The sequence below is a fragment of the Solwaraspora sp. WMMD791 genome (genome assembly GCF_029581195.1).
In the GTDB taxonomy this organism is placed as follows: Bacteria; Actinomycetota; Actinomycetes; order Mycobacteriales; family Micromonosporaceae; genus Micromonospora_E.
Window position 1 is genome coordinate 1,184,260 of sequence record NZ_CP120737.1, and the last position, 12,620, is coordinate 1,196,879.

Annotated in this window: 13 protein-coding genes; 5 read left to right on the forward strand and 8 right to left on the reverse strand. The window is 71.9% G+C overall.

The window, feature by feature from the left end; all coding sequences use genetic code 11:
• The first annotated feature begins 179 nt into the window (after nucleotides 1-179).
• Nucleotides 180-1,292, forward strand: coding sequence for a lytic polysaccharide monooxygenase (locus O7623_RS05065; RefSeq protein WP_282227427.1), 1,113 nt, complete (start codon nucleotides 180-182; stop codon nucleotides 1,290-1,292).
• A gap of 61 nt (nucleotides 1,293-1,353) precedes the next feature.
• Here O7623_RS05065 and mshC read toward each other — a convergent pair whose 3' ends face one another.
• The 6 genes from mshC to O7623_RS05095 all read right to left on the reverse strand — a co-directional run bounded on the left by mshC (nucleotide 1,354) and on the right by O7623_RS05095 (nucleotide 6,894).
• Nucleotides 1,354-2,598 carry a cysteine--1-D-myo-inosityl 2-amino-2-deoxy-alpha-D-glucopyranoside ligase gene (mshC, locus tag O7623_RS05070; RefSeq protein ID WP_282227428.1) on the reverse strand — a complete coding sequence of 415 codons (1,245 nt, stop codon included), beginning with the start codon at nucleotides 2,596-2,598 and terminating at the stop codon, nucleotides 1,354-1,356.
• Nucleotides 2,599-2,648: 50 nt separating this feature from the next.
• Nucleotides 2,649-3,467 carry an SCO1664 family protein gene (locus O7623_RS05075; RefSeq protein ID WP_282229313.1) on the reverse strand — a complete coding sequence of 273 codons (819 nt, stop codon included), beginning with the start codon at nucleotides 3,465-3,467 and terminating at the stop codon, nucleotides 2,649-2,651.
• A 5-nt stretch (nucleotides 3,468-3,472) separates the two neighbouring features.
• Complete coding sequence (locus O7623_RS05080; protein WP_282227429.1) at nucleotides 3,473-4,087, reverse strand: DUF3090 domain-containing protein; 615 nt, start codon at nucleotides 4,085-4,087, stop codon at nucleotides 3,473-3,475.
• A gap of 78 nt (nucleotides 4,088-4,165) precedes the next feature.
• The gene (locus O7623_RS05085) at nucleotides 4,166-4,885 is read right to left on the reverse strand and encodes an MSMEG_4193 family putative phosphomutase (protein WP_282227430.1); all 720 of its coding nucleotides are present in this window, start codon (nucleotides 4,883-4,885) and stop codon (nucleotides 4,166-4,168) included.
• Nucleotides 4,886-4,955: 70 nt separating this feature from the next.
• Nucleotides 4,956-5,783: an undecaprenyl-diphosphate phosphatase gene (locus O7623_RS05090; RefSeq protein ID WP_282227431.1), complete on the reverse strand. Its 828-nt coding sequence runs from the start codon at nucleotides 5,781-5,783 to the stop codon at nucleotides 4,956-4,958.
• 58 nt (nucleotides 5,784-5,841) lie between these two features.
• On the reverse strand, nucleotides 5,842-6,894 hold the full coding sequence (locus O7623_RS05095; RefSeq protein ID WP_282229314.1) for an LLM class F420-dependent oxidoreductase: 1,053 nt from the start codon (nucleotides 6,892-6,894) through the stop codon (nucleotides 5,842-5,844).
• A gap of 208 nt (nucleotides 6,895-7,102) precedes the next feature.
• On the opposite strand from O7623_RS05095, the gene O7623_RS05100 reads away from it, so the two are divergent.
• Nucleotides 7,103-8,074 carry an aldo/keto reductase gene (locus O7623_RS05100; protein ID WP_282227432.1) on the forward strand — a complete coding sequence of 324 codons (972 nt, stop codon included), beginning with the start codon at nucleotides 7,103-7,105 and terminating at the stop codon, nucleotides 8,072-8,074.
• Between the two features lie 66 nt (nucleotides 8,075-8,140).
• On the forward strand, nucleotides 8,141-8,332 hold the full coding sequence (locus tag O7623_RS05105; RefSeq protein ID WP_282227433.1) for a DUF5703 family protein: 192 nt from the start codon (nucleotides 8,141-8,143) through the stop codon (nucleotides 8,330-8,332).
• 24 nt (nucleotides 8,333-8,356) lie between these two features.
• On the opposite strand, the gene O7623_RS05110 is transcribed toward O7623_RS05105, so the two are convergent.
• Nucleotides 8,357-9,040: a hypothetical protein gene (locus O7623_RS05110; RefSeq protein WP_282227434.1), complete on the reverse strand. Its 684-nt coding sequence runs from the start codon at nucleotides 9,038-9,040 to the stop codon at nucleotides 8,357-8,359.
• A gap of 63 nt (nucleotides 9,041-9,103) precedes the next feature.
• The gene (locus tag O7623_RS05115; protein ID WP_282227435.1) at nucleotides 9,104-10,426 is read right to left on the reverse strand and encodes a M20/M25/M40 family metallo-hydrolase; all 1,323 of its coding nucleotides are present in this window, start codon (nucleotides 10,424-10,426) and stop codon (nucleotides 9,104-9,106) included.
• Between the two features lie 195 nt (nucleotides 10,427-10,621).
• Here O7623_RS05115 and O7623_RS05120 point away from each other — a divergent pair, with 195 nt between their 5' ends.
• Nucleotides 10,622-11,344: a hemerythrin domain-containing protein gene (locus O7623_RS05120; protein WP_282227436.1), complete on the forward strand. Its 723-nt coding sequence runs from the start codon at nucleotides 10,622-10,624 to the stop codon at nucleotides 11,342-11,344.
• A 100-nt stretch (nucleotides 11,345-11,444) separates the two neighbouring features.
• Entirely contained in the window at nucleotides 11,445-12,431 is a 987-nt protein-coding gene (locus tag O7623_RS05125; RefSeq protein ID WP_282227437.1) for a LysR family transcriptional regulator, read from the forward strand.
• Nucleotides 12,432-12,620: the final 189 nt, after the last annotated feature.

Below are 12,620 nucleotides of genomic sequence, written 5' to 3' on the forward strand. Positions count from 1 at the left end.
TGCTTCCAAACTATTGACACGGACGATCGAAACATGTGAATCTCCCCACAGGGGTCACCCCGCGGCTCGTACGGCGAGCGCCGGATCTCCGGGCATCCAGCGCCGACCCCGACCCGGGTGGCGGCGTGCCGTCCCTGGCGACCCCCACGACCTTTCCGTCCACCTGTCCGGGAGCAGACATGTCAAGCCCGTCCGTCACCGCCTGGGCGCCCGTCCGCCGGGCGCTCACCGTCGCGGCAGCCGCCGCCCTGCTGGTGGGCGGTGCCCTCGCCGAGGTCGCCACCGCCCACGGTTCGTCGATCAACCCGCCGTCGCGCAACTACGGCTGCTACGAGCGCTGGGCCAACGACTTCCAGAACCCTCGGATGGCCACCGAGGACCCGATGTGCTGGCAGGCCTGGCAGGCCGACTCCACCGCCATGTGGAACTGGAACAGCCTCTACATCGACGGCGTCAACGGCCAGCACCAGGCCCACATCCCCGACGGACAGCTGTGCAGCGCCGGCAACACCGGTGGCACCCGCTACGCCTCACTCGACGTACCTGGCAACTGGCGGGCGGCCAGCGTCGGGACCAACTTCACCGTCACCTACCACGATCAGGCCCTGCACGGTGCCGACTACCACCTGGTCTACGTCACCCGGCAGGGCTTCGACCCGCTCACCCAACGCCTGCGCTGGAGTGACCTGGAACTGGTCCGGACCACCAACGGCGCGGCCCCCGGGGCCGGTACCCGGACCACCAACCCCAACCTCAACGGTGTCTCGGTCGACATCCCGGTCAGCGCACCGGGGCGCACCGGTCGGCACATCGTCTACCTGATCTGGAAGGCCAGCCACGCCGACCAGACCTACTATTTCTGCAGCGACGTGAACTTCGGCGGTACCGGGGCGACCCCGGCACCGACCACCGGCGCACCCGCGCCGACCACCCCGGCACCGACCACGCCGGCACCCAATCCCACCACGGCCGCGCCGACCACCGGCGCGCCGGGCGACTGCACGGCGTCGTTCGCGGTCGTCGCCAGCTGGCAGGGGGGCTTCCAGGCCGAGGTACGGGTCACCGCCGGCGCAGCCGGGTTGACCGGGTGGACGGTGGGCTGGACCAATCCGACCGGCCAGCAGGTGACCCAGGCGTGGAACGCCGCCGTCACCAGCAGCGGATCCTCGGTCACCGCCCGCAACGCCACCTACAACGGCGCACTCGGCGCCGGCGCGAGCACAAGCTTCGGCCTGATCGGGTCGGCCACCGGGACGCCGTCGGCGTCGGCGTTGACCTGCCGGGCGGGCTGACCCGCCGCACCGCCGGGGCCGCCACCGTCGCGTCGGTCCCGGCGGTGCGCGCGGGCGCCGATCAGTCGCGGACCCGCACGCCCAGCAACGCGTCGCAGATGTCGGCCATCAACACCGGTGCCTGGGCGTCCGCGCCGACACCGGCCAGCGCCTCGTCGGCCCACTCGTCGACCACCGCCAGCGCACCCGGGGTGTCGAGGTCGTCGGCGAGGCGGCCGCGTACCGCGGCGAGCAGGTCCGCACCGGACGGGCCCGCCGCCGCGCACGCCGCCGCACGCCACCGCTGCCACCGCTGCTGGCCCGCCTTGAGTACGTCATCGGTCCACTGCCGGTCGGCCCGGTAGTGACCGGACATCAGCGCCAGCCGTACCGCCATCGGGGCGACCCGGTCGCCGCGCAGCCGGGAGACGAACACCAGGTTCCCCCGCGACTTGGACATCTTCTCGCCGTCGAGGCCGATCATCCCGGCATGGACGTAGTGGGCCGCGAACGGTGCCTGACCGGTCAGCACTTCGGCGTGCGCGGCGGAACACTCGTGATGCGGGAAGACCAGGTCGTTGCCGCCACCCTGGACATCGATGCGGTCACCCAGCAGGCGCAGCGCGATCACCGCGCACTCGATGTGCCAACCGGGCCGCCCCGGCCCGAGCGGGCCGCCCTCCCAGGCCGGCTCACCATCGCGCGCGCCCCGCCACAGCAACGGGTCCAGCGGGTCGCGTTTGCCCGGCCGCTGCGGGTCACCGCCACGCTCGGCGGCGAAGACCAGCATCTGCTCCCGCGACAGGTTCGACTCGTAGCCGAACCGGTCCGCCGCCGCCAGATCGAAGTAGATGTCGCCGCTGCCATCGGCCAGCCGGTACCCCGCACCCCGGTCGAGCAGCACCCGGACCTGGTCGGCGATGGCGGGAATCGACTCGACCGCGCCGACGTAGTGCGTCGGCGGGATGATCCGCAACGCCTCCATGTCCTCGCGGAACAACGCGGTCTCCCGCATTGCCAGGACCACCCAGTCCTCGCCGTCTCGAGCCGCCCGCTCCAGCAGCGGATCGTCGATGTCGGTGACGTTCTGGACGTACTCCACCTGATGGTCGGCGTCGCGCCACATCCGCTGCACCAGGTCGAAGGTGATCATGGTAGCGGCGTGACCGAGATGCGTGGCGTCGTACGGGGTGATCCCACAGACGTACATCGTCGCCGGTCGTCCCGGGCGGGTCGGGGCCACCGCCTGTCGCGCCGAATCGAACAACGCCAACGGCGCGCCGGTGCCCGGCAGCCGGGGCACCTCGTGGCCGGTCCAGGAGTCCATGCCGTCAGCCTATCCATCGGTCACCGCGCGGCCGGTCGCTGCTGTGGAGATCACATCGGCGGCCACGGGATCGCGCTACGCTCGTCCGGCGGCGGGGGAAACCGGCCGGACTCCATCAGGTGTACCACCCGCCGCCGCAACCCGGCGATCTCCGCCGCGGTCAGCAACGGGGCCAGCGCCGCACCCACCGGACCGTCCAGAGCCGTCAGCAACCGACGCAACGCCGGTGGTGCCTGCGCTGGCAGCCGCCGGCCGGCCCACCCCCACAGCACGGTACGCAGCTTGTCGTCCACGTGGAAGCACAGTCCGTGGTCGACCCCGTACACCTGATCGGAGTCGCCGGTCAGGACGTGGCCGCCTTTGCGGTCGGCGTTGTTGACCACCACGTCGAACACCGCCATCCGGGCCAGCCGTGGATCGTCGGCGTGTGCCAGGGCATAGGCGTTACCGGCCGGATCGCGGGCGGCGGCGATCGGCAACCAGTCCGCCGGGACCTGATCGGCCGGAACGAAACCGATCAGCGGTGCCGCCGACGCGGGCTCGTCGATCCACAACTGGCAGGCACCCGGCCCGAACGGGCCGTCGCGCAGCACCGTCGGTGGCACCAGTGGCCAGTCCAACGCCTGGGCCACCAGGTACGCCGACACCTCACGGGCGGCCAACGTACCGTCCGGGAAATCCCACAGTGGACGCTCGCCTCGGACCGGCTTGTAGACGCACCGGGCCGTCTGCCCGTCGCCGCTGATCACTGCCCGGAGCGTGGTGTTCGACGCGTCGACCAGCTGCCCCTCCAGCTCGATCGACCCGGTACGCAACAGGGTCAGTGCGTCGGCGGCGTCGCGGACCGACGGCTGTCCACCGGGCTCCATCACGTTCAGCGGTGGTAGCCGTTGTTCCGGGGGCAGAGATGGCCGCGCGGATCCAGCGGCTGGCCGCAGAGCGGGCAGGGAGGACGTCCGGCCGCCACCACGCGGCGGGCGCGGTCGATGAAACCACGGGTCGCGGCGGGGGTCAGTCGCACCCGGAGGCGGTCCAGGCCCGGATCGTCGGCATCGTCGGCATCGGCGTCCTCGGCGTCGGCGAGCAGCGCCGCGACGGCGTCGGCGTCAGCCGAGTCGGGCTCCGACTCAGGCTCGGACTCGGGCTCACCGACGGCAATGGCCTCGATCACCACGGTCGACGTGTCGACGTCGAAGGCCAGGCCGAGGGTCCCGACCCGGAACTCCTCGTCGACCGGCGTCTCCAGCGGGTCGTTGTCCGACTGGCCACCGGGCAGTTCCGGTACGTCGACGCCGAACCGCCGCTGCGCCTCGGCCAGCAGCTCCTCCAGCTTCTCCGCCAGCAGCGACACCTGGACCTTCTCCAGGGCCACGCTGACCACGCGGCCGCCGCCCCGGGCCTGCAGGAAGAACATCCGCTCCCCGGGTGGCCCCACGGTCCCCGCGACGAACCGCTCCGGCGGCTCGAAGGCATGCACCTGGTGGGTCATGCCGTCGACCCTATCGGGCTCTCGGGTCGATCCGGTAACGCACCGACCCGATTGCCCGACCGGCACCCCACCGACCGTTCACCGCGACGGCTCGCCACCTCCGGCTCCGGCACCACCTCCGACGGGAGCATCCGACTCCGACGGACGACCCCGACGACGGCCACGGCCCCGTTTGGCGACGACCAGGCCGGTCAAGTCGGCACCGGTGTCGTTGAGCCGCAGCAGGAACGGTCGGGTCGTGGTGTAGCGGATGACCGTCAGCGACGCCGGGTCCGCCACGATCCGCTGGAACAGGTCGAGATGCAGACCCAGCGCGTCGGCGACGATGGCCTTGATCACGTCGCCGTGGGTGCACGCCAGCCACAGCGCGTCCGACCCCTGTTCGGCGTCGACGACGGCGTTCCAGTGGCGGACCGCCGTCACCGCCCGGGCCGCGACCGCCGCCATCGCCTCGCCACCGGGGAACACGGCGGCGCTCGGATGCTCCTGGACCACCCGCCACAGCGGCTGTTTGGCCAGCGAGCGCAACGGCTGGCCTTCCCATTCGCCGTACCCGCATTCGACAAGGCCCTCGTCCACAGCCGGCGTCACCGCGGGCAGCGCCAACGCCAGCGTCTGCCGGCAGCGCACCAGCGGGCTGCTGACCACCTGTGCCCACGGCACCTGGGCGAGTCGGGCACCGACCGCCTGGGCCTGGGCCCGGCCCGTGTCGTCGAGCTCGACCGGCCGGCGTCCGGCCAGCCCGCCCTCGGCGTTGGCCGTCGTGCGGCCATGTCGCAGAAGCACCACTGTCGCCATCGGGCCAGCGTACGGTGAACGCCGCCGCCCGGTGCGGCCAGCGCACCGGCACCCGACCAACCGGCGACGGTCAGGTCGCCGAAATGGTGCCCGTCATCAGCAGCGCCATCACCAGAGCACCGAGGGCCACCCGGTAGAGCACGAAGGCGTACAGGGTGTGATGCGCGACGTAGCGCAGCAGCCAGGCGATCGCCGCGTAGCCGACCGCGAAGGCGATCACCGTCGCCACCACCATCTGGGCGACCGTCGGCGCCCGACCCTCCGGGTCGAACACGTCCGGGAGGCTGAACAGACCCGACATCACCACCGCCGGGATGGCCAGCAGGAAGGAGAACCGGGCGGCGGCCTCCCGGGTCAGGTTGAGAAACAGGCCGGCGGTCAACGTGCCACCGGAGCGGGACACCCCGGGAATGAGCGCCATCGCCTGGGCGAAACCCATCACCACGCCGTCGCGCATTGTCAGGCGCTGCAGGGTACGGGTCTGCCGTCCCCAGTACTCGGCGAACGCCAGGATCAGGGCGAACACGATCAGCACCGTGGCGGTGATCCACAGATTGCGCAGACCACTGCGGATCTGGTCCTTGAACAGGAAGCCGATCACCCCGATCGGGATCGACCCGACGATGACGTACCAGCCCATCCGGTAGTCGGGGTCGCCCCGCACCGACGAGTCCCAGATGCCGACGATCCAGGTCTTGGAGATCCGCCAGATGTCCTTGGCGAAGTACAGCAGTACCGCGGCCTCGGTGCCGAGCTGGGTGACCGCGGTGAACGACGCCCCGGCGTCGGCCTCGAAGAACAGCGCCGAGGTGATCCGCAGGTGCGCCGACGAGCTGATCGGCAGGAACTCGGTCAGGCCCTGCACCACGCCGAGCACGATGACTTCGATCCAGCTCACCGCCGCACCCCCGTTCGGCTTCCGGCGGCCCGTGACGTGCTCCGTGCCCGCCGGTGACTCACTGGCCCACCCCGGCGGTGTCGAGTGCCTGCGCCACCGTCCGCAAGGTCGCCTTCTTCTCCTCCACGTCGTCGCCGAACAGGCTCACCGACAGCGTCGTCACCCCGGCCGCGGCGAAGTCACCGATCCGCTCGGCGATCCGCGTCGGCGGACCCAGCAGCGACGTACGGTCGATGAATTCCAGCGGAACGGCGGCGGCGGCGTCCCGGACCCGGCCGGCCAGATAGTGGTCCTGGACCACGTCGGCGGCCGCGCCGAACCCCATCCGGGTGGCCAGCTGGTGGTAGAAGTTGCGCGACCGGCTGCCCATCCCGCCGATGTAGAGCGCGGCGTAGCCGCGCACCAGGTCCGCGCAGGCGGACACGTCGTCGCCGACCACCACAGGTACGGTCGGCACCACGTCGAAGCCGGCCAGCTCCGCTCCGACGCGGGACCGACCGACGGTGACCGCCGCCAACTGGTCGGCCGCCGCCTCCGGCGAGTAGAACACCGCCAGCCAGCCGTCGGCGATCTCGCCGGCCAGCTCCAGGTTGCGCGGGCCGACCGCGGCCAGGTAGATCGGGATCCGTGACCGTGGCGGACGGAAGTTGAGTCGCAGGGCCTTGCCGGGACCGTCCGGCAGCGGCAACGGATAGTGTTCACCGGCGTACTCGACGCGCTCGCGGGCGACCGCGCGGCGGACGATCTCGACGTACTCCCGGGTCCGCGCCAGCGGCTGTCCGAACCGTACGCCGTGCCATCCCTCGGAGACCTGCGGTCCGGACACCCCCAGGCCGAGTCGGAACCGACCGCCGGAGAGGGTGTCGATCGTGGCGGCCGTCATCGCGGTCGCCGCCGGGGTACGCGCCGGGATCTGCATGACCGCCGCACCGACGTCGATCCGGCTGGTCTGACCGGCCAACCAGGCCAGTACGCTCGGCGAGTCGGAGCCGTACGATTCAGCCACCCAGACCACCGCATAGCCGAGCCGATCGGCCTCCTGGGTCAGGGCCAGGTGCTCCACCGGCGAACCGGTGGAGGTGAGGTAACCGAGGCTGAGCCCGAGTCGCACTCCCGTCATCCCCCATCCCCCGCGCACGGGGCGTCGACGCGCCCACCCGGCGGGAGCCGGGTGGCAAGCCGCATCAGGGTACGCAATCGTCCGCCGCCGTTGGACGACCGGCCGGGACGACTCGCCGGAGACCGGATGTCCGGGCAGGTTACCGGGGTTGACAGGAGCGAGGATATCCGTACCGCCGGGTTCTGCATAAGGTTCACCCATGCAGCAGCGACCGCTCGGCCGCAGCGGGCTGGCGGTTTCCCGGCTCGCGCTCGGCACCATGACCTGGGGCCGGGACACCGACGCCGACGACGCGGCGGCGCAGTTGAAGAACTACCTGGACGCCGGCGGCAACCTGGTCGACACCGCCGACGTGTACGGCGACGGCGACGCCGAAGCGGTGATCGGGGCGATGCTGGACAGCATGGTCCCTCGCGAGGACCTGGTCATCGCCACCAAGGCCGGGCTGCGACCTGGCGGTCCACGCCGACGGGACACGTCCCGCTGGCACCTGCTGCGCACCCTCGACGCCTCGCTGCGCCGGCTCGGCACCGACTACGTCGACCTGTGGCAGGTGCACGGCTACGACCCGCAGACCCCGTTGGAGGAGACCCTCGCGGCGTTGGACCTGGCCGTCGCCAGCGGTCGGGTGCGCTACGCCGGAGTGTCGAACTTCAGCGGCTGGCAGACGGCGCAGGCCACCGCCTGGCAGACAGCGGTGCCCGGCCGGGCGCCGGTGGTCGCCGTCCAGGTGGAGTACTCGCTGTTGCAGCGCGGCGTGGAGCGCGAGGTGCTACCGGCCTGCACCGCCCTCGGGCTGGGTCTGCTGGCCTGGTCACCGCTGGGGCGCGGGGTGCTCACCGGCAAGTACCGGCACGGCCGGCCGGTCGACTCCCGGGCCGCGTCGACGCATCTGGAACGGTTCGTCGCGGGTTATCTGGAGCCGCGGTGTTCGAGCATCGTCGAGGCGGTCGCCACCGCCGCAGCCGGGCTGGGAGTGGCACCGTTGGAGGTGGCGCTGGCCTGGGTGCGGGACCGACCGGGAGTCACCGCGCCGATCCTCGGTGCGCGCACCGCGGGCCAGCTCGTGGGCGCGCTGCAGGTCGAACGGATGACGCTGCCGGCGGAGATCGCCCGGGCCCTCGACGACGTGTCCGCGCCACCGGTCGGCTACCCGGAGCGCGACGGGTGACCGGCGGCACCGCCGCAGCCGCAGACCTCGGGTGACAGTGCGCCGCCGGCCCGGCAGGATGGGTCCATGGACTACGAATACGCGCCGCTGCGGTTACCGCCGAACGTCGACCGGGTGACCGCCGCCGCGCAGCTCGCGATCCAGGCCGAGTTCTCCGGTTGGGAACTGGCCCGGGTACGTCTGTACCGCGACGGCACCCGTCAGGTGGTGCTGCGCCGCAAGGTCGCCGCGCTGCCGCAACCCGGCCTTTCCGTCTGACCGGGTCGCGGCAGCGACGACGGTTCAGCCCCGTCCGATGGGCTCCGCCTCGGTGACGGCGTCGTCGTCGTCCGACAGGTAGGCGTGCTCGTCGAGGCGCCCGACGATCTCGTCGCCCGGTGCCGACCGGAACGCGGCGTCGACGTCGTCGACATCGAGCGCCTCCGGGTCCAGCGGCGTGCCCACCTCGTGCACCGTCACCACCCCGTCGAGCGGGTCCAGCTCGGGGATGTCCAGCGCGCCGAGCGAGCCGTCGCCGGCCTGCAGCAGTTCCAGGACCGCCTCACCGACCCCGGTCACCGGCTCGGTCTCCTCGGTGGGCGGGGCGCCCTGACGACGGGCCGCCTCGGCGATGCGGATCAGCGCCGCCACCGACGGCACCCGGTAGTCACGGCGCTGCCGCACCGAGACCAACCGCGGATGCGGGTCGTCCGGCTCGCCGCCGTCGACACCGCCGGCACCGACGCCGAACCGTTCGTCGGCCTCCTGCGGGTCGATCGACTCGACGTCCCAGGGGGTGACCTCCCCGAACGCGTCCAGCAGCAGCTCGTCGTAGGCGTAGGAGGCGTTGTTGAGGGTCACGTACGCCTGCCAGACCGCGTCGTCGTCGATGCGGCCCTGTGCGGCCTTGACCGTGTCCAGGTGTGCCCGGGCCGCCTGGAACACCTGCTCCAACGCGGCGTCGAGTGCGGTGTGCTGGTCGGTCATGCGGATGAAGTTCCCTTCACGGGTGATCTGGCCCCACCGGCCGGTGGCGGTGCGGGCCGTCGGTCAGCTCTGCCGCAGGAAGCGGTCGAGCACGTGCACGCCGAACTGTAGCCCGTCGATCGGCACCCGCTCGTCGATGCCATGGAACAGTGCGGAGAAATTCAGGTCGGCCGGCAGCCGCAGCGGCGCGAACCCGAAGCAGCGGATGCCGAGCTGCTGGAACGCCTTGGCGTCGGTGCCGCCGGAGAGCATGTACGGCACCACCCGGGCACCGGGATCGGCCCAGCGCAGCGCCGCCGCCATCGCGTCGACCAGTGCCCCGTCGAAACTGGTCTCGATCGCCGGTTGCCGCTCGACGTGCTCGATCTCGACGTCCGGGCCGACGATCTGCCGGAGTTCGGTGAGGAACTGGGCCTCCTGGCCGGGCAGCACCCGGCAGTCGATGGTGGCGCTGGCCCGGCCCGGGATGACGTTCTCCTTGTAGCCGGCCTGCAGCCGGGTCGGGTTGGCGGTGTTGCGGATCGTGGCACCGATGATGTTGGCGATCGGTCCCAGTTTGGCGATCGTGAGCTCCGGGGTGTCGGGGTCGAACGCGATGCCGAGCAGGTCGGAGACCTCCGCCAGGAAGTCCCGCACGGTCGGGGTGACGACGATCGGGAACTGGTGGCGGCCGACCCTGGCCACCGCCTCGCACAGTGCGGTGACGGCGTTGTCGTCGTGCACCATCGATCCGTGCCCGGGACGTCCCCGGGTGTGCAGGCGGAGCCAGTTGATGCCCTTCTCCGCCGTCTCGATCAGGTACAACCGCAGGTCGTCGCTGACGGTGTAGGAGAAGCCGCCGACCTCGCCGATCGCCTCGGTGCACCCGTCGAACAGGTCGGGACGTTCCTGCACGAGGTGGTGTGCGCCGTACCGGCCGCCGGCCTCCTCGTCGGCGGTGAAGGTCAGCACGATGTCACGGGGCGGCCGGGTCCCGGTCCGCTGCCAGTCCCGGACGACGGCGAGCATCATCGCGTCGAAGTCCTTCATGTCGATCGCGCCACGGCCCCACAGGTAGCCGTCGCGCACCTCGCCGGCGAACGGCGGCACCGACCATTCGGTGGCGTCGGCCGGGACGACGTCGAGATGGCCGTGCACCAGCAGCGCGCCCCGGGCGGGGTCGGTGCCGGGAATCCGGGCGACGACGTTGGCCCGGCCCGGTGCCGACTCGACGATGGTGCTGTCGAGGCCGACCTCGGCGAGCTCGGCGGCGACGTACTCGGCGGCGACCCGTTCACCGGCGCAGGTGAGCGGATCGCCGGTGTTGGTGGTGTCGATCCGGAGCAGGTCGCGGCAGATCCGCACGACCTCCTCGGCGGGTGCCGGCGACGCGGGCGGTGCACTCATGCGGTTCTTCATACCAGCCCGCCCGCCCTGGACCCAGCCCCGGTGGCCGGTGGCGGGGGCCGGACCAGGGCTGGTGGTGGTCGCGTGTCTGGCCGCCGCCGGTGGTGGTCGCGTGTTTGGCCGCCGGCAGGCCCGGGTATCGCCGCGGGCGCCACCGGATGCACCGGCACCCGGTACGGCCCGGAGGAGGTAGGCGTGTCCGTAGGTCTCCCCCCGATCCCGTCGCTGGGCGGGCAGGACGCACATCACGACCCCGGCGGCACCGATCTGGTGACCCTGCTGGTCGAGGAGCACGCGCGGATCGACCGGCTCTGCGCGGCGCTCGCCGACGAGGTCGACCCGGCGCGGCGGCGCGGCGGCGCCGACGTGCTGGTGGCGATGATCTCCCGGCATCTGTCCGCCGAGGAGCAGTACCTGTACCCAGCGGTACGCGCGGCGGTGCCCGACGACGGGGCGCGGCTGGCCCAAGCGGGACTCGACACCGACGAGACCCTGCAGGCGGCGTTGGTCGCCTGGCGGGCCGCGTCGTCCGACGACCCCGGCGGGTCGACGTCGTCGGACGACGAGGGCGGGCCAGGCACCGGTCGGGACCGGGCGCTCGACACGGTGGCCGCCGGATGGCGAGGCCATCGTGCCCTCGTCGAGACGACCCTGCTGCCCCGACTGCGGGCGGCCGCGACGCCGGAGGAGTTGATCCGGCTGGGCAACCGGGCGGCGATCGCCGAGGAGGCCGCGCCCACCCGCCCGCATCCGCACGCGCCGTCGCGTCCACCGTGGAACCGCGTCACGGCGCCGGCCATCGGCGTGGTGGACAAGGTCCGGGATCTGGCCAGTGGCCGCACCACCTATCCGGAGGATCTGCCGTCCGACGATCCCGCAACCGTCACCGACGGTGCCGCCGACCACACCCCAGGTTGATCGATGATCTCCGTTGGGTTCTGTTTCACATTGATGTCGTGGGACGTTTCCCACATCGAAGGTCTTCCCGTCGATCCCGTCTTGGTCCTACCGTCACGTTATGAACCTGGAGCTGCGTCACCTGCGGGTGGTCTGCGCCATCGCCGAGACCGGTAGCGTGACCAAGGCGGCCTCCATGTTAGGTCTGGCACAGCCGGCGCTCACCGCGCAACTGCAACGCATCGAACGGACCCTCGGCGGGCCGCTGTTCGAGCGAGACCGCCGGGGCGCCCGGCCCACCGCGCTCGGTGAACTGGTCCTGGCCCGCGCCCGGGTGCTGCTGCCGGCGATGAAGGGGCTGCAGGACGAAGCCGCCCGGCTGGCCGGCACCGGCAGTGTGATGGGCCGCTTCCGGCTGGGTGGGGTGAACAGCCCCATTCTCGGCGGTCTGGTGCATCGGCTCGCCGCCGACCAGCCACAGGCGCAGATCAGCACCTACGCGTCCTGGTACGTCGACGAACTCGCCCAGATGGTCCTCGGTGGGCGGCTCGACTACGCGCTCACCGGGGTCTGCGGCGACGCGACCCCGTCGTCGGAGTTCGGCCTGGCCTGGCGCGCGGTCGCGGTCGACGCGATCTTCGTACTGCTGCCGGAGTCGCACCCGATGGCGCAGCACCGGGAGATCGAGCTGGGGATGCTCGCCGACGAGCAGTGGGTCGCCGCACCCGGCGACGGCTGCTTCGGTGACTGCTTCGCCGCCGCCTGCGCCCGGTCCGGCTTCACCCCCCGCAAAATGTACGAGACCGACATCCGCGGCTGTGTCGACCTGGTCGAGTCCGGCGAGGCGATCGCCCTGTGCCAGGCGACGTTCCGGCCGATCAGTGGCCTGGTCACCCGGCCGTTGGCGGATGCGCCGCTGCGCTGGCGGCTGTTGCTGGGGTGGCATCCGGACGCGCCGGCCGCGACGCTGGCGGACCGGGTGTTCGGGCACGCGGTGTCGGCCTACACCGACTCGCTCGCCCGCAATCCGCAGTACCTCGGGTGGCTGGCCGTCAACCCCGGGTTCGGTGCGCAGGGGCTGGCCGGCAGCCCGGCCGCGCCGGGCTGACCGGCCAGCCGAGCGACGGCGGCCGACCCTAGGACGTCAGCACAGCTCGCAGTCGCTGATGTGACGGTATGAGTCAGGTGGTATCTGCCCCCTGACATAGATCGCCATTACGTTGACGAGAACCCGACCTTCGACTGAGGTCGATGGTCCGGGTGTCAGGTGACGGCACGGTGCCGGCGTCGACTCCGG